Source organism: Alteromonas sp. G4i35, assembly GCF_054960375.1.
In genome coordinates this window covers 168,075-185,451 of the sequence record NZ_JBHNZD010000003.1, presented here as the reverse complement: position 1 = coordinate 185,451, position 17,377 = coordinate 168,075, and the positions used below count along the sequence as shown (strand labels likewise).

Sequence of the window (17,377 nt, the reverse complement as noted above, 5' to 3'; positions counted from 1 at the left end):
ATCGTCCCCCGGCTTAGTAGTGAAGCGTACGTTTTATGGCTTCGTACGTCTTCGTTTCATCTGGCATATATTCTTTTTCGTGCGCCAAAGGATACGGCGTGTCTAAACCACACACTCTCGCAATAGGCGCTTCAAGATATAAGAAACAACGTTCCTGAATGCTCGCTGCGATTTCACTCGCAAAGCCACCCGTTAGCGGTGCTTCGTGGTTTATCAATAAGCGACCTGTTTTCATTACAGATTGCATAACCGTTTCAACGTCCCACGGTAATATGCTGCGTAAATCGATAATTTCACACGACACACCATCTTCAAGAGCCATTTCTGCGGCTTTTTGCAGAATTTCTATTTGCGCGCCCCACCCTAGTAACGTGATATCGGTACCTTCTTGAACAATATCTGCCTTACCTAATGGCAGTTCGTAATCTTCTTCAGGCACTTCCGATACCGAAGCGCGGTAAAGGCGTTTAGGCTCCATAAACAATACAGGGTTTTTATCGCGAATTGACGCAAGCAACAAACCTTTTGCCTGATAAGGGTCACGAGGGATAACAATCTTTAACCCTGGGCAGTGAGCGAAGAATGCCTCTGGTGATTGACTGTGGTAGTGGCCGCCTGCGATACCGCCACCATAAGGTGTACGAATTGTTAGCGTACCCACATCGAACTGACCGCCTGAACGGTAGCGCCATTTAGCCGTCTCATTCACAATTTGATCGAATGCAGGGAAAATGTAATCACCAAATTGAATTTCAGCAATAGGTACAGAGCCTTGTGAGGCCAAGCCGTTCGCGAAGCCAATAATGCCTTGTTCAGTAAGCGGCGTGTTAAAGCAACGCGCCTTACCAAATTTTTCTTGAAGGTGACTGGTTGCACGGAACACGCCACCAAAATGGCCCACGTCTTCACCAAAGACCATTACTTTCTCATCTTCGGTCATGGCTGTGATGAGTGCATTATTAATTGCTTGAAGTAGATTCATCTTAGCCATTATTTTACTCTCCCTGCTGTTTTAGGGTACATCTTAGGGTACTTCTTAATATGCGCTTTCAATTCACTGAGTTGTTCTTTTAAGTGCCAAGGTGCTGTGTCGTATACATCTTCGACAATGTCTTCAATGGCACATACGTCAGTCTTTTCACAACTCTTCATTGCTGCTAAAACGTCTTGTCTTGCTTTATCGACGCGCTTTTGGTTCTCAGCCTCGTCAAACCAGCCTTTGCTTTCTAACCATTTCGCCATACGAGCGATAGGGTCTTTTGCACGCCACTTATCTTCTTCTTCACGAGAGCGATAGCCTGTTGGGTCGTCTGACGTGGAGTGCGCCGCTAAGCGATAAGTCATGGCTTCAATAAGTACAGGACACTTTTCTTCAATGGCGATACGACGGGCTTCTTTAGTAGCTGCATAAATGGCTAACACATCGTTACCATCAACACGGATAGTTTTAATACCGTAACCTAAGCCACGCGAAGCAATGCCGTCACCCGCGAATTGCTCTTCTGCTGGTGTTGAAATGGCGTAGCCATTATTTCGGCAAAAGAAGATAACTGGGCAGTTTAAAACAGCGGCCATATTTAACCCTGCGTGGAAGTCTCCTTCAGACGCTGCACCTTCCCCGAAGTAACAGATAGTAACCACATCTTTACCCGACATTTTTTGACCATAGGCGTAACCAGATGCTTGAGGGATCTGTGTGCCTAGTGGTGAAGATATCGTCATGAAGTTAAGTGGCTTGTCACCATAATGGATAGGCATTTGACGTCCTTTGTTAGGATCGTCTTTATTGCTAAACATTTGGTTCATGAATTGTTCTGTGGTGTATCCGCGGTAGGCTAATGCGCCTTGCTCACGGTACTGAGACATGATCATGTCGTCGTCTGAGAGTGCTGCTGCACTTGCAACTGACGCCGCTTCTTCACCCGTGCTTGCCAAGTAAAAACTAATACGACCTTGGCGCTGTGCACCCACCATACGTTCATCCAATACTCGAATGTAATGCATGGTATTAAATATTTTTAATGCTTCTTCTTTGCTGAGGTCAGGTTCAACTGCTTTTTCAATGAGTTCACCTTCGGCAGAAAGGATTTGCAGCATTGGGATATCAACAACCCCTTTAGTAATAATTTCGACCTTATTTGTTGTTTTTACTTCGGCCAAATGATTTCTGTCTTTCACGTTTGTTCCCCTTAAATATGAGGGTTAATAGCGACTTATAGTGATAACAATATGCTAGTTGAGAAAATGCAGGAGCGTCCTACTTATTCATTGGCATTTTTTCAAATGGGTGAAATAGACATACTCAATTAGTCTAAATGAAAAGGATATTCGTCCTAAAAACGTAAACCCCATGTAAAAAATATGAAAACCGAGTAGGACAATCATTTCTCATTCACATCCAGTAATAGAGTTTCTAACGTTTCAAACGCTTATATATCCAATAATCTACTGCTTAGAACTTCAATGAAAAAAGGAAGTTATCTATGCAACGACTAATCGTCGTTAAATGTAACAAAATGTGTAAATTGTGTATTGCAGAAACACTCGTTACAAAAAGAAAAAAAGTGTGCTAGTAATAGATAGTCACAGCGATAAGTTGCGTTTTAAAAAAGGCGAATGACCTTTTAAGCAAACAAAAAAATCGTTGGGCTCCAGGGAACTATTCACACGAGAATAATTATGAAAAAAACAATCCTTAGTACGGTTATTGCTACCGCATTAACAGGCTCAGCCTTTGGTGCACTAGCAATATCAAATCAATTATCTGGCCACAGCGTTGAACAACGTAACGCCATCGAAGCATCCTTCGACAAAAAGAATATTCATGCAAATGCAATCCAAGCGGATAGTGATAGCGTACGTGTTATCGTACAACTTACTGACGTGCCTATGGCGCAATTCAGCGCAGTAAATCCAAGTGTAAGCAGCATGGCTGCCCACAAAGGTCAAAAGGTAAATTTCAAGTCAAATGCAGCGAAGGAATATCAATCTTTCCTTGAAGCTCAACAGCAATCGGTTATCCAGTCTATCAAGTCATTCGATAAGTCATTCAAAGCTGACATGTCTTACACAGCAGCATTTAATGGTTTTGCGGGTATCGTTTCAAAGAGTGCACTTGATAAGCTTTCCAGCCTTTCAACGGTAAAAGCGGTATACCCAGACTTAGTACACCATGCCCAAATGGACGCTAGTTTGGATCTGATCGGTGCAGTTCAAACGTGGGAACAGTTCGGCGGCAAGGAAAGCGCCGGTGCAGGCGTGAAAGTAGCGATCATCGATAGTGGTATTCGTCCAGAAAACCCTTTATTCAGTGGTGAAAATTTTACAGCACCTGATGCTGCGACACTTCCTACTGACGACTACTGTTCAGAAGTTCCTGATTTTTGTAACAATAAACTGATTGTTGCTCGCGCAGCAGACATCGTAGAAGGCTTCTCTGTTGTTGAAGAAGAATACGAGAGCCCGCTAGGATTCAATGGACACGGTACGCACGTAGCAGGTACAGCAGTAGGTAATTACGGGGTAATGGCAGAGCGCGATGGCGCAGAAGCTGAAATCTCTGGTGTTGCGCCAGCTGCTTATCTAATGGTTTACAAAGGTTTGTATGCCACACCAGCTAACCCTGCTTCTTCTAGCGGTGCTTCTTCAATGCTGCTTTCTATGCTTGAAGCTGCGCTTACAGATGGTGCTGACATTGTAAATAACTCGTGGGGTGGCGGTGCAGGTGGAAACCCTAACGGCTCAGTATATGAAGACGTACTTGAAGCCATGCACGATGCGGGCGTTGTTACCGTTTTTGCAGCGGGTAACGATGGTCCGGGTGCTGGCACTATTGGCTGTCCTGGTTGTTCAGAAGACGTAATAACGGTCGCAAATACAACAACAGGTCGTTTGTTCGCAAACGAGGTGACCGTTGAAGGCGATACCACTTTAGGTTCTATTCCGGCACTTTACTCAGTCGGCAACCCTGCCATTGTATTTGATAGCCCAATTACTGCACCTGTTGTTTATGCAGGCGAAGTAGATGCGGCAAACGTTGAAGGTTGTGATGCATTTGCTGCGGGCGCGTTCGATGGTGCAATTGCGCTTATCAGCCGTGGTACGTGTGGTTTCGTGACTAAAATTGAGAACGCAGAGGCAGCGGGAGCAACTGCTGTTCTTATTCATAACGTTGATGGACGCGGTGAAGCGCCAATATTAATGGGCGGCTTAAGTGAAGCTCAAACAATTCCATCACTTATGCTTCCTGCTACACCAGGTTTAGCGCTTGCTAACCTAGCTGAAACTACTGAAGAGTCGCTAAATGTAACTATCGGTAGCGATATTGTTCGCGTTGTTTCAGACAGCCTTGCTGACATCATGAATGAAAGCAGCTCTCGCGGTCCTAACGGCGACCCGACGTTCCTTAAGCCTAATATTGCTGCTCCTGGTACTCGCATCTTCTCTGGCGAATCACCGGATGCACCAGGACACGAAGACCAGAACTTCTCGTTCAAGAACGGTACTTCAATGGCATCGCCACACGTAGCTGGTGCAGCTGCACTTCTTAAGCAAATGCATCCTGATTGGACTGCACAGCAGATAAAGAGTGCGCTTGTTACTTCTTCAATTCGCGATATTTTGAAAGAAGATGCGTCTACCGCAGCAGACAACTTTGACATGGGTGCAGGTCGTTTAGATCTTCCTCGTGCAACAACGGTAGAGCTAACTTATAGCGATTTAAGCTTAGTAGACGGTAACTGCTACCTGAACTGCGAAATGTCTATCACTGTAACAAACACCAGCGATGAAGAAGTTACAGTCGATGCTACAGCAATGTTTAATGACTCAGCTATTTCTGCAACCGTTACACCTCAAATGGCAACCCTTGCAGCAGGTGCTTCAGCTGAAATTATGGTAGCAGTAGATGTAACAACAGCGTCTACAGGGTCATGGTCTTTCGGTGGTATTAATTGGGCAGACACTGACGACACAACAACCGATTACTTCATCCCAGTAGCTATCTATCCTATTAGCAGTGATGAACCATCATTGTTTGATAGCGATGTAAGCACGCAAGTAGCAGCTGAAGGTGAATTGGTAGTAACCGAAGCGTTTGCTACTAACACTGACGTAACTGGTATGATCAGCATCACGGGTGAAATTGACCACAAATATGCGATTAACCCTTCTACAATTTCTGCTGTTAAAAACGGAAACCAAGAGCCAGTAAGCTATGACGCTGACTCAGGTACCGTATATTGGGAAGGCGCACTTAACACTGCTTCTTTCTCGATGAACGCAGATACTACTATTGGTGACATACTTGAAGGTTTTGGTCTTGACCGTTACGTACCAATGGCATCTATTGGTGTTGCGCCGCTAGAGTGCTCTGGTTCGTGTGATGACGCTTCAATTGAAGTAAGCCTACCTCGCACTATCACTTACTTAGGTAGCGAATACACAACCATGCAGATTTCATCTAATGGTTTTGTATCTTTAGGTACAAGCTCTGGCAACATTACTACACCGTTTGCAGAAGTATTGCCAAGCCTAAGTGAGCCAAACAATATTGTCGCACCTTATTGGACTGATTTTGACCTTGCGGGTGGCGGTGCAGGCGCTGGTAATATCTACGCAGTAAGCCTTACAACAGGTCACTTTGTTGTTGAGTGGGAAAACGCTCAAATTTGGAATGAAGATGGCACAAGCTTTAACTTCCAGTTGTGGTTTGAGTACGAAACAGGCAACGTAAACTTTGTATATGGTCCAATGGACTCACCTGTTTACGCAACGGTAGTTGGTGCTGAAAACATTTCAGGTAGCGTTGGTACAACGTACGCTGCACTAACATCTGCGGGCCTTCAAGGTACCCTTCCAGTTGAAGGTGACGAATTTGTACTAACTGCTAATGCGGGTGACGAAGTTACTATCAGCTACGCAGGTACTGTTGTTCCATCTAGTGAGTATATGGACGACATGTTGTCAGTTAACGAAGATGCGTCGGTAACGGCTAACATTCTTGCTAACGAAATGGACAGCACAATCATCAATAAATTCACCATGGACTCTCTGTCTGGTGAGTTCCGTACGTTTACGCCTATCACTATTGATAAAGCGCCTCTTGATCCATCAACAGTTGTAATTTCTGGTGAGCCAGCAAATGGCACAGTAACTGTAAATGATGATGGAACAGTAACGTATGCACCAAATACTGACTTCTTCGGTGAAGATTCATTTACATACACCGTTCGTGTTGAAGGTACAATTGATGAAAACGAAGAGCCAGTTGAAGGTGAAATTGTTGGTGAAGGCACAGTAACTGTAGCGGTTGCAGGTGTGCAAGATGCTCCAGTTATTTCAATATCTGCTCCAACTAGCGTTGATGAAGGTCAGTCTTACACTGTAACTGCTTCTGCAACTGACGCAGACGGAGACGATGTGACTATCACCATTAACGGTGTAGAGCGCACTTCGTTCACTGATACAGCGCCTAGTAACGAACAGTCTAACCGTGTAACGGTTCAAGTAACGGCTTCAGATGGTATTGAAACTACTACAGAAAGCGTGACTATTCGCGTTAACGATAAGTCTGGTGGTTCAATGGGCTGGATTGCATTGCTTCTTGCTCCAGCAGTTTACCTACGTAGACGCATGAAACGTTCATAACGTTTTTTGATAAGAGAAAAAAGGCCGCAATTGCGGCCTTTTTTAATCGTCTTGAGAAAGTTGCTGTAAGTGCTGAGACATTCGCTTACTGGGTTGTACACCAAGTTCTCTAAACTTTTCTATTTGCCTTACCAAGTTCCCTCTTCCACTGGTTAACTTATTCATTGCTTGTTCGTAGTTTGCGTGAGCGGTATCCATCGACTTACCTACTTTTTCCATATCCGTCACAAACCCAACGAACTTGTCATAAAGCTTTGCTGCTTGTTCCGCAATAAGCTGTGCGTTTTGATTTTGGTACTCATACTGCCAAATGTTATTAATAGTACGCAGTGCAACCAGTAAATTAGTTGGGCTAACCAACATGATATTGTGATTAAGTGCCATTGTGACTAAATCTGGTTCTTCTTCGACAGCAATCAGAAATGCAGGCTCAATGGGAATGAAAAGTAACACATAATCCAGTGTCTTTATGCCTTTAAGCGTTTGGTAGTCCTTCGCGCCTAAGCCTTTGATATGCCCTTTTATAGAAGCCACATGTTGACTTAAAAATTGCGCTTTCTCAGCTTCATCATCACAGTTGTAATACCTTTCATAGGCCGCCAAACTTACTTTTGAATCTATGATCACATCTTTATCATTTGGCAAATGCACCACGACATCTGGTTGAAATCGCTTGCCGTGCTCTGATGTTGCTGACATTTGTGTTTCAAATTCATGACCCTCGCGTAAACCAGATTCTTTGAGTATCCGCTCAAGCACTACTTCGCCCCAGTTTCCTTGCTTTTTATTGTCACCTTTTAGTGCATTGGTCAGCGCTGCAGCTTCTTCCGTAATTTTCTGGTTGAGAGCCTTTAAACTTAGAATCTCTGTTTTAAGTGAGGCTCGCTCCTGCCCCTCACGTATGTGTTGTTCTGAGATTTGACGTTTAAAACCATCTAACTCGTTTTTGAATGGCGCCAAAACAGCTTCTATATTGTGTTTTGTTTGTTGCGTGTAACGCTGTTGCTTTTCTTCGAATATGCGATTTGCTAGATTTTCGAATTGCGTATGCAGACGTTGTTCAGATGCATTCATAGACGCAAGCTTATCTTCATGCGCAGCATGAAGCGCCTGAATTCTTGCTTGGTGCGCTTCGTTTTGTGCTTGAAGCTTGGCAATAGCAATACGCTCGCTATTCAAATCATTTTGTAGCTGCTCATTGATTTGCGAAAGCTGCGCTATCTTGGTGGCATTCGCCTGGCCTCGAATAAATGAATAAAGTGAAAAAGCACACACACTTACGAAGGCTATAAGAAAGGAAATGGGTTCGCTAGAAATAAGGTTAATTAACATAGTGCACGTTCATACTGTTATTTTGTACAGCACTATAAACAAAATCAGATAAATATACCAACTGGTATAAATTTAAAATGAAATTGGGGCAAAACGTCTAGCACGTAAACCTTTGAAAAAATGAAACTACACAAATGAAAACGGGTGCTATTGCACCCGTTTTTTATACTGTGATGAAAAACCTAATTAGCTTTCTTAAGCAGAACGGCTCATCTTAAGTTTTGCCTTTCTATCTATTTAGATAGCGAGGCATCAAGCTCTTCAATTTTTGCTTTCCAAATGGCCGGACCATTTTTGTGAGCATTGGCACCCGTGCTGTCTACTGCAACGGTTACTGGCATGTCTTCTACGTCGAACTCGTAAATTGCTTCCATACCTAAGTCCTCGAATGCTACGACACGAGATTTCTTAATGGCTTTAGATACAAGGTACGCTGCACCTCCAACTGCCATTAGATAAACCGCTTTGTGTTTAGCAATTGAATCAACGGTTGCTGGACCACGCTCTGCTTTTCCAATCATGCCAATAAGGCCTGTTTTCTCTAGCATCATGTCAGTGAACTTATCCATACGGGTAGCCGTTGTCGGGCCAGCCGGACCAACCACTTCGTCACCTACAGCGTCAACAGGACCAACGTAATAGATAAAGCGGTTAGTTAGGTCAACGCCCTCTGGTAAACCTTCACCATTTTCCATCATGGTTTGAATGCGCTTGTGAGCAGCATCACGACCGGTAAGCATCTTACCTGACAGCAGTACCGTTTCGCCTACTTTCCACTCTTGGATATCTTCTTTTGTTACTTCATCAAGGTTAACGCGGCGAGTGTTTTCGCTCACTTCCCAAGTTACTTCTGGCCAATCTTCTAATTTAGGTGGCGTGAGCTCCGCTGGACCCGAACCATCTAGATAAAAATGTGCGTGACGAGTCGCCGCACAGTTTGGGATCATTGCTACAGGTTTTGACGCAGCGTGAGTAGGTAGCGACTTAATCTTTACGTCAACAACAGTCGTTAAACCACCTAGGCCTTGCGCACCGATACCCAACTTATTTACGCGGTCAAAAATTTCTAAGCGAAGTTTTTCGTCGGTAGTTTGCGGGCCGCGCTCTATAAGCTCTTGGATGTCTACTGGGTCCATAAGGCTTTCTTTTGCAAGTACCGCTGCTTTTTCAGCCGTACCGCCAATACCTATTCCCAGCATTCCTGGAGGGCACCAGCCTGCCCCCATCGTCGGCAAAGTTTTTACTACCCAGTCAGCAATATCATCGCTTGGGTTAAGCATTACCATTTTAGACTTGTTTTCAGAACCGCCGCCTTTAGCCGCGATCATCACTTCGATCTTTTCACCCGCTACCATGTCGATATGCACAACAGATGGCGTATTGTCTTTGGTGTTTTTGCGCGCACCCGCAGGGTCAGCAACGATAGAGGCGCGAAGTGGATTGTCTGGATTAAGGTATGCACGACGTGTACCTTCATCAACCATTTCTTGAACGGTCATGTCAGTTTTATCCCATGTCACACCCATACCAACTTTAACAAAACAGGTTACGATCCCCGTGTCTTGACACAAAGGGCGTTTACCCTCTGCAGACATGCGTGAGTTGATAAGAATTTGTGCCATCGCGTCTTTCGCGGCTTGGCTCTTTTCCTTTTTATAGGCTTCTTCTACGGCTTTAACGTAATCGAGCGGGTGATAATAAGAAATAAATTGCAGGGCATCTTCAATGCTGTCAATGAAGTCTTGTTGACGGATAACGGTCATGACATCCTCTTTTTATTTGGCTTTCGTGGTCTTAGCTAGCTAAAAAAGCGTATACTAGCGCATCTAAAGACAACGCACCATGTAAAACCATGTGCTTGTGGCTAATTCCAGTCATTTTTAAAAACTATGCTGAAGGGATATCTGAAAAAGCAGCCTAATGTGATCGGTTATTAGCCCTTATTTGTTAACGCCAGTTAAAAATAGAAGGAAGTTTGTGCTTAATTCAAGCACCAAACGCCCACGATAAAAAGAAGTACAGAAAACACCTATGTCACACGCAGATACTATTCACGTTCATGTTTCCCGTTTCACTGCAGAGGAATTAGCCGATAAATTAGCGCTAAATTGTGACGAGAACACAGCCGTTTTCAATGCACTTTTTAAGCGAGTCTGTACACACCCATATTCCCTTTTACTGGATACTTCCGGTTCGTCGAAAAGTGAAGGTCGTTTCAATATTATGGCATTTTCGCCTTCCGCAGTTATCGAAGCAAAAGGTGATAAGGTTCAACTCATCGATCTAAACACTTCAAAGCACCAGCAATTGACACTGGCTCCCTTTGAAGCGGTGCAAGCACACTTACATGCGCGCGTTTCAAATGTGGAGATACATGCCAGTGTAAATACAGCGCACCTCCCTTTTATTATCGGTGTGGCTGGTATGGCAGGCTATGACACTGGGCGCTTTTATGAAAAGATGCCAAGCATCGCCAAAGATGACTACGAAACCCCTGATTTTGCGGTTGGCCTTTATCTTCATTCACTTATTGAAGATACAAAAACAGGTTACATCTATTATTGCTCCGTTGACAGTCAACCACTGACTCAGGTTTTTTCTTCGTTCAACGACGAAACACCTGAGCCAAATTTCAAGTTAACGTCGCGGTTCGAATCAAATTTGTCTAAAACGGAATATGAAGCTTGTTTGGATAAAATACACGCCTATTTGCGTGCCGGTGATTGCTACCAAGTAAATATGGCGCAACGTTTTAGCGCAGCGTTTGAAGGGAATATGTGGCAAGCATATTGTGAGCTACGCAATCAAAATCAAGCGCCATTTTCAGCTTTCTATAACCTGCCCCAAGGCTGTATTGCTTCCATTTCACCAGAGCGCTTTCTACGCGTTAAAGATGGGGTTGTAGAAACAAAACCGATAAAGGGTACACGCCCGCGATTTGAAGACAAAGAAGAAGATGCCGCCAGTGCTCACAGCTTGCTCTCAGCAGAAAAAGACCGTGCAGAAAATCTTATGATTGTAGATCTGCTGCGCAACGATATTTCAAAGCACTGCAAACCTCACTCGGTGAACGTACCCGCACTCTTTGCTCTTGAAAGTTATCAGGCTGTGCACCATTTAGTAAGTACGGTAACTGGTGAATTGAATGAGTCTTCTTCGCCTTTATCACTTCTGGCATCAGCATTTCCTGGGGGGTCAATAACTGGAGCACCGAAAATCCGCGCGATGGAAGTTATCGATGAGCTAGAGCCTCACCGCCGGAATATCTACTGTGGCAGCGTGTTCTATATGGGTTTTCGTGAAGACATGGATTCAAGTATTTGTATTAGAACCGTATTGGCAGAGAACCGTCGATTACATTGCTGGGCCGGTGGTGGTATTGTGCTAGATTCTGTTTCTAGCGAAGAATATCAAGAAACCCTAGATAAAGTGTCTAGAATACTGCCAGTACTTGAATCAATTAACCAATAGCACAGTATTTGTATGTAATGTGCTAGCACAAAGGTAAGCATATAGGTTGTAAGCAAATATCTATGACAAAGAACGAATTTCTATCACAGTTTCACCACTTAAGGCAGCCTCACACCGAGCCAGATTTTCCGTTGCGAAAAACAGGACGCCCTGCGGCTGTACTTATCCCCCTGATAGATTATGGCAATTCGCTTCAACTACTGCTTACCGAACGAGCGCACCACCTCAAGCATCATCCAGGTCAAATCAGTTTTCCAGGCGGAGCGGTCGACGAAGCTGATAACTCTTTTTTTGACGCAGCACTTAGAGAAGCAGAAGAAGAAGTTGGTTTACCCGCTACTCACGTAGACGTAGTAGGAATGTTGCCTAGGTACCGAACAATCAGCGGATATGAAATTGCGCCAGTTGTTGGCTTTGTAAATCCTGACTTTACACCGATAATTGACAAAAATGAGGTAGAAAGCGCTTTTGAAGTGCCTCTCGCACATGTTTTAGACAGAAGAAATCATTTAGTTCACACGACGCATCGCGATAAAAAGGCATTTCCAATTTACTTTATCCCATGGAAAAACCGCATGATATGGGGCGCAACGGCGGCAATGTTACGCAATTTATCTCATCATATTCATCCATAGCCTTTGTATTTGCTTAACCGCTCTTGCGTGTACTATAAATTAAACTTTACAGCGTATTAGCAAAACTAATCCCTTTATTAGCTTTTCTGTATTGTGGTTTTTCCCTGGTGGATGCATGATCTTACTATTACTTTGTTTTAATTTTGAAAGTTTATGATCAGTGTATTTGATATGTTCAGCGTGGGCATTGGCCCATCGAGTTCGCACACCGTAGGACCAATGAAAGCAGGCGCCGAATTTGTCACCGAACTCGCTCAGGAAGCTGCGCTTTTTGATTCAGTGGATAGCGTGAAAGTTGAACTGTTTGGGTCATTAGGCCAAACCGGTATCGGCCACGGAACAGGAAAAGCTGTTATCCTCGGTTTACTAGGAGAACTTCCAGACGTTGTCGATGTGGACAGCATCGAGACTAAACTTGAAGAAATACGCAACACGGAAAAGCTTTGCCTTAATGGCCAGAAATTAGTGCGCTTTCCTAACAAAAACGCCATTGTTTTTCACCGCCGTAAAACGCTCCCCAAACACGCTAATGCCTTAACGTTTTATGCGTACGCGAAAGATGAGCTTGTAAAACAGCAAACTTATTACAGTATTGGCGGTGGTTTTATCATAAAAGACGAAGACTTCGATGCGACCAAAGCGCATGCGGCCAGCCTGCAAGCATCAGTACCCTTCCCTTTTAAAACGGCCGGTGACCTTCTTGCTCTGTGTAAAACTAACGGCTTAAGCATTAGTTCACTGATGCTACGTAACGAATCAACTTTCAGGCCCAAGCACGAAGTGAAGCAACAGCTACACAACATTTGGTTAGTGATGAAAGCCTGTATTCAGCGAGGTATCGAAAGCGAAGGTATTTTACCTGGCGGGCTTAAAGTAGTTCGCCGCGCACCTGGACTATACCGTCGACTTCAAACTGAACACACAAACGACCCTATGCAGACTATGGATTGGGTTAACTTGTTTGCTTTAGCTGTAAACGAAGAAAATGCAGCTGGCGGCCGTGTTGTAACTGCACCTACAAATGGTGCAGCGGGTATCATTCCGGCGGTTCTACAGTACGTAGATAAGTTTATTCGACCTGTTGATGAAGAAGTAGCAAGCCGATTCCTGCTTACCGCAGGCGCTATTGGTATTCTCTATAAAGAGAATGCGTCAATCTCAGGTGCTGAAGTAGGTTGCCAAGGAGAAGTAGGCGTCGCTTGTTCGATGGCTGCAGGCGCGTTAGCTGAAATTATGGGGGGCACAGCTGCCTCGGTAGAGAACGCTGCGGAAATCGGTATGGAGCACAACCTCGGCCTTACTTGTGACCCTGTTGGTGGCTTGGTTCAGGTTCCATGCATTGAGCGAAATGCCATGGGTGCAATCAAAGCCATTAATGCTTCTCGTCTTGCACTGCGCGGAACCGGTGAGCAAAAAGTATCACTAGATAAGGTCATTAAAACTATGCGCGATACCGGCAACGATATGAAGACTAAGTATAAAGAAACGGCGAGAGGTGGACTCGCGGTAAATATTATCGAATGTTAGCGCCTCGCTCTAACTAGACAATATGTGAAACGCAAAAAAGGGGCAATTAGCCCCTTTTTTAATGAACGTTTTCAACAAGCGCTGCGTTTACTTTACTGGAAGCGTCACGCCTTTAAACATTTTTTCCACTTCTTCGTTATTTTTCAGCATCATAGCTTTCTCAACCTTGTCCTTGGTCAGATGAGGCGCAAAACGCTCAATGAAATCGTACATATAACTTCTTAGGAACGACCCCTTTCTAAATCCAATTTTCGTCGTGCTGTAATCGAACAGGTGACTTGCATCTATCTTAACAAGATCATCATCTAACTCTTCGCTTACCGCCATCGACGCAATAACACCAATACCGACACCTAAGCGGACATAGGTTTTAATAACGTCGGCATCTGTTGCGGTAAAGACTATTTTAGGTGTTAGCCCTGCTCTTTCAAACGCTTGGTCTAATTCAGAGCGCCCGGTGAAACCGAAAACATAAGTAACCAACGGATATTTGGCAATGTCTGAAATATCGATAGTGCCCTTTTTCGACAACGGATGGTCTTTGTTTACTATTACACTGCGATTCCAGTGATAACAAGGAAGCATGACTAAATCGTTGTACAAGTGGAGAGCCTCGGTAGCGATAGCAAAATCGGCTTCGCCTTTGGCAGCCAGGTCGCTAATTTGAGACGGCGTGCCCTGATGCATGTGTAATGACACTTTTGGATACTTGCTCATGAACCCCTGAATAACATCAGGTAATGCATAACGGGCTTGCGTATGCGTGGTCGCAATATTAAGTTTACCTTGATCTGGAAGCGTGTGCTCCCTTGCTACCGCTTTAATACTCTCTACTTTGGCTAATATTTCACGAGCTATATTGATTACATCATTACCCGCGTCTGTTACGTGTGTTAAATGCTTACCGCTACGGCCAAAAATCTGAACACCTAGTTCATCTTCCAACATGCGAACTTGTTTGCTGATACCCGGCTGTGAGGTATATAAACTTTCTGCTGTTGCTGACACGTTCAAATTGTTATTGAGGACTTCTACGATATACCGTAGTTGCTGTAGCTTCATATTTTACACCGTTTAATGCGATAGACTGACACTGTACTCCCCCCGTTATAACCAAAACCACCTTTTTTTACTAGTTGCTATTACGAAATTGGCATTATAAAGTTGAAAATAATTGAATTTTTGCATTTTCGAGTGGGATTTATTCGCCTTTGTCCGATTTCTTCTACATTATGGGTAGGTGATTAAAAAGCACGGTGTTAGATAGATAATGAGTAGCAGTAAACAAGTTACATCCACAATTGATTTTTCATCGGTGTTGGCAGCTGCTGTGCACGATATGAAAAATTCACTTTTTCTCCTTATTCAATCTATTGAAACACTCAGCGACGCCCTTTCTCCTCACGACGAGAAAGCTAGAGAGCAGGTTGCGAGTGTTCATTATGAAGCATCTAGGCTCAACACCAATCTTGTTCAAGTACTCTCTTTGTACAGGGCTGAATTAGAAAGTTTACCCATTACCGTTGACGAAAGTTTCATCAAAGATTTGGTTGAAGATGTTGTTGGCTCTAATGCGTTATATGTATCTCAGAAAAATATTGATATAAGCATCGCTATCGAAGATGACCTTAGCTGGTACTTAGACAGTGAGTTAATTTATTTGTTATTAAACGATGTAATCATTAACGCAATGCGATATGGAACATCCAAAATAATAGTAAGTGCCAAGGCAGACGAGAACGACTTCATGACCATTAAAATAGAGGATGATGGTCGTGGCTATCCCGAAGCGATGTTAACCAAAAGCCACGAAGAGCTCTGTGATTTTGAGTTAAGCCAAGGAAGAACGGGGTTGGGGTTATTTTTTGCGAAGTTAATTGCAAACGCACATTCTCAAGGAGATAAAGTGGGCTCAATTGCCCTTTCCAACGGCGGGAGTCTCGGTGGAAGTGTATTTGAAGTAAAAATACCGTAAGATTGACCGATAACATTAAGTAATACAAAAAGTAACGCTCGTACGTAGTAATACGTTAACGTTATAAAAAATAAAAAACAGACGGAAACACACGCATGTACGTGATTATTATTATATTAATTGTTGTTTTGCTAATCGCAGCTATCTTTATCAATGCAATGCAACAACATCGTCAAAAGCAAGAGGCTGAGCGCAGAACTGAACTTGCCAAACAGCGTACTATTGTCGACGAAACTGAGAACGTTATTGCCGCCTGTGTAAACATGCCTGTTTCTTCGCGCATTATGGGCATACTTCACAATCGTATTCTAAATGCCTTGAAAGCAATGAACGATTTATCGAGTACATCTGAACTAAAACAGCGTATCTCAAGCAGTGAGCAAGCAACCGCCGCTGCTCTTTCGGACAATAGCGGTATCACTAACGATTTCGCGTTACCCGACAACGACAAAATGATCATTCAATACATCCAGGCCGTTAAGAAACTGCGCATTATTCTTCGTTCAGAACATAGCAAAGGGCAAATTGATTCTAAAGTATTCATGGATGAAGATAAGCAGCTTGAACGCTTGCAGGTAAAAGTAAATGTAGAAACATTGATTAAGCGCGGCCGCGCTGCACTTCAAACCAATATGCTTGGGTCAGCCAGACAGTATTTTGAAAAGGCGAAAAACGCACTAGAAAATCAAAATCCCCAAGACGAATACTCAATGTCTAAACTTGCTACACTTAACGAGTGGTTACACGAAATCCAAAGTAACCTTAAGAGCGTGAACGAAAAAGATCGCGCCAAGAAGCAAGAAGAAGAAAGAGACGAGTTAGACGAGTTGTTCGCACCTAAGAAGAAGTGGTAGGTCGAACCTTTTCTTAGAAACTATAAAGCGCATTATTTCACTCATAATGCGCTACGGCCATGTCCCACATAGATTGAGCCGGCAGCGATAACCCTTTTCGCGCATTTCGAATTATTCCAATATTTTTCACCAGAGGCATGTCACTAATTTCTTTTGTTACTAGCCCCAATCCCTCCATTTGCGCTTTACAAATCGCCGGCATAATAGATATACCTAAACCATTTAGAATAAGTTTTCCTAGTGTAGATAGCTGCCCCGTTTCCGCGATTATATTCAGCTCACCATATTGTGCTAGCTTAGATTGAGTCCAGTGGCGTACCGCAGATCCCCTATTCATCATTACCAATGGAAGTTTTAGGCAGTCCTGCCAATGCAACTTGTCCCCTAAATGGGCTGATTGTGCTTTGTTGGTCACAACAACAAACTCATCAGCAAAAAGGCTTTTAAACACTAAACCATCTTTGCGCTCTGGCTCAAACGAGAACCCAATCTCGCTGCGGCCTGTAGTAACTTCATGAATTACCTGTTCCATTACTACATCGACAATTCGTAAGTTTACGTTTGGAATTCGTTGATGAAATACTGACAAGATATTCGGTAAATGAGACTCGGCAAATGACGGCATAGCGCAAATGGTAAGCTGCCCTTTCGCCATAGCAAACAAATTTTGAATATCAGAAAAAGTATTGTCCCAGTCGTGCAGTAGCCTCAAAGCATTTGGAAACAACACCTCTCCTTCTGGTGTTAGGCTTACATTGCGTGTATTGCGTTGGAATAGCTTACCGCCTAACTGCTCTTCCATTTTTTTAATTGCCGATGACAAAGCTGGCTGTGTTAAATGTAGATTTACCGCGGCTTCAGCAAAGGTTGATGACTTGGCCACTTCTACAAACGCTTTTATTTGACGGTATGAAACATCCATAAACTTTTCAAGT

At 43.6% G+C, this 17,377-nt stretch carries 12 protein-coding genes; 6 read left to right on the top strand and 6 right to left on the bottom strand.

Translation table 11 applies throughout. The annotated features are described in order from the left end of the window. Window positions 1-13 precede the first annotated feature (13 nt). Complete coding sequence (locus ACFI6L_RS02755) at window positions 14-991, bottom strand: alpha-ketoacid dehydrogenase subunit beta (protein ID WP_061485898.1); 978 nt, start codon at window positions 989-991, stop codon at window positions 14-16. Then, window positions 991-2,178, bottom strand: coding sequence for a thiamine pyrophosphate-dependent dehydrogenase E1 component subunit alpha (locus ACFI6L_RS02750; RefSeq protein WP_014976583.1), 1,188 nt, complete (start codon window positions 2,176-2,178; stop codon window positions 991-993). The genes ACFI6L_RS02755 and ACFI6L_RS02750 overlap by 1 nt, the downstream gene beginning before the upstream one ends. Window positions 2,179-2,679: 501 nt before the next feature. On the opposite strand from ACFI6L_RS02750, the gene ACFI6L_RS02745 reads away from it, so the two are divergent. Further along, window positions 2,680-6,648 (top strand): S8 family serine peptidase, encoded by a 3,969-nt coding sequence (locus ACFI6L_RS02745; RefSeq protein ID WP_462573382.1) that lies wholly within the window; start codon window positions 2,680-2,682, stop codon window positions 6,646-6,648. 42 nt (window positions 6,649-6,690) lie between these two features. Here the strand turns inward: ACFI6L_RS02745 and rmuC are convergent, their stop codons facing one another. After that, on the bottom strand, window positions 6,691-7,980 hold the full coding sequence (gene rmuC / locus ACFI6L_RS02740; protein WP_061095029.1) for a DNA recombination protein RmuC: 1,290 nt from the start codon (window positions 7,978-7,980) through the stop codon (window positions 6,691-6,693). 233 nt (window positions 7,981-8,213) lie between these two features. After that, on the bottom strand, window positions 8,214-9,743 hold the full coding sequence (locus ACFI6L_RS02735; protein WP_014949528.1) for a fumarate hydratase: 1,530 nt from the start codon (window positions 9,741-9,743) through the stop codon (window positions 8,214-8,216). Between the two features lie 268 nt (window positions 9,744-10,011). Here ACFI6L_RS02735 and pabB point away from each other — a divergent pair, with 268 nt between their 5' ends. The 3 genes from pabB (at window position 10,012) to ACFI6L_RS02720 (ending at window position 13,613) form a co-directional block, all read left to right on the top strand. After that, the gene (gene pabB / locus ACFI6L_RS02730) at window positions 10,012-11,451 is read left to right on the top strand and encodes an aminodeoxychorismate synthase component I (protein WP_462573381.1); all 1,440 of its coding nucleotides are present in this window, start codon (window positions 10,012-10,014) and stop codon (window positions 11,449-11,451) included. Window positions 11,452-11,513: 62 nt separating this feature from the next. Next, window positions 11,514-12,086 (top strand): CoA pyrophosphatase, encoded by a 573-nt coding sequence (locus ACFI6L_RS02725; protein ID WP_014949526.1) that lies wholly within the window; start codon window positions 11,514-11,516, stop codon window positions 12,084-12,086. 153 nt (window positions 12,087-12,239) lie between these two features. After that, entirely contained in the window at window positions 12,240-13,613 is a 1,374-nt protein-coding gene (locus ACFI6L_RS02720; protein ID WP_014949525.1) for an L-serine ammonia-lyase, read from the top strand. 87 nt (window positions 13,614-13,700) lie between these two features. Here the strand turns inward: ACFI6L_RS02720 and cysB are convergent, their stop codons facing one another. After that, window positions 13,701-14,675, bottom strand: coding sequence for an HTH-type transcriptional regulator CysB (cysB, locus tag ACFI6L_RS02715; RefSeq protein ID WP_014949524.1), 975 nt, complete (start codon window positions 14,673-14,675; stop codon window positions 13,701-13,703). 208 nt (window positions 14,676-14,883) lie between these two features. Between cysB and ACFI6L_RS02710 the strand changes: the two genes are divergently transcribed. Continuing rightward, complete coding sequence (locus ACFI6L_RS02710; RefSeq protein WP_014976578.1) at window positions 14,884-15,588, top strand: sensor histidine kinase; 705 nt, start codon at window positions 14,884-14,886, stop codon at window positions 15,586-15,588. Between the two features lie 95 nt (window positions 15,589-15,683). After that, the gene (locus ACFI6L_RS02705) at window positions 15,684-16,442 is read left to right on the top strand and encodes a hypothetical protein (RefSeq protein WP_014949522.1); all 759 of its coding nucleotides are present in this window, start codon (window positions 15,684-15,686) and stop codon (window positions 16,440-16,442) included. Window positions 16,443-16,479: 37 nt separating this feature from the next. Here the strand turns inward: ACFI6L_RS02705 and ACFI6L_RS02700 are convergent, their stop codons facing one another. Beyond that, complete coding sequence (locus ACFI6L_RS02700; RefSeq protein ID WP_014949521.1) at window positions 16,480-17,364, bottom strand: LysR family transcriptional regulator; 885 nt, start codon at window positions 17,362-17,364, stop codon at window positions 16,480-16,482. Window positions 17,365-17,377 lie beyond the last annotated feature (13 nt).

Coding starts and splice junctions, on each gene's coding strand:
- ACFI6L_RS02735 (WP_014949528.1), bottom strand. CDS start 9,743: ATGACCGTTATCCGTCAACAAGACTTCATTGACAGCATTGAAGATGCC.
- ACFI6L_RS02710 (WP_014976578.1), top strand. CDS start 14,884: ATGAGTAGCAGTAAACAAGTTACATCCACAATTGATTTTTCATCGGTG.
- ACFI6L_RS02720 (WP_014949525.1), top strand. CDS start 12,240: ATGATCAGTGTATTTGATATGTTCAGCGTGGGCATTGGCCCATCGAGT.
- cysB (WP_014949524.1), bottom strand. CDS start 14,675: ATGAAGCTACAGCAACTACGGTATATCGTAGAAGTCCTCAATAACAAT.
- ACFI6L_RS02755 (WP_061485898.1), bottom strand. CDS start 991: ATGGCTAAGATGAATCTACTTCAAGCAATTAATAATGCACTCATCACA.
- rmuC (WP_061095029.1), bottom strand. CDS start 7,980: ATGTTAATTAACCTTATTTCTAGCGAACCCATTTCCTTTCTTATAGCC.
- pabB (WP_462573381.1), top strand. CDS start 10,012: ATGTCACACGCAGATACTATTCACGTTCATGTTTCCCGTTTCACTGCA.
- ACFI6L_RS02745 (WP_462573382.1), top strand. CDS start 2,680: ATGAAAAAAACAATCCTTAGTACGGTTATTGCTACCGCATTAACAGGC.
- ACFI6L_RS02700 (WP_014949521.1), bottom strand. CDS start 17,364: ATGGATGTTTCATACCGTCAAATAAAAGCGTTTGTAGAAGTGGCCAAG.
- ACFI6L_RS02725 (WP_014949526.1), top strand. CDS start 11,514: ATGACAAAGAACGAATTTCTATCACAGTTTCACCACTTAAGGCAGCCT.
- ACFI6L_RS02705 (WP_014949522.1), top strand. CDS start 15,684: ATGTACGTGATTATTATTATATTAATTGTTGTTTTGCTAATCGCAGCT.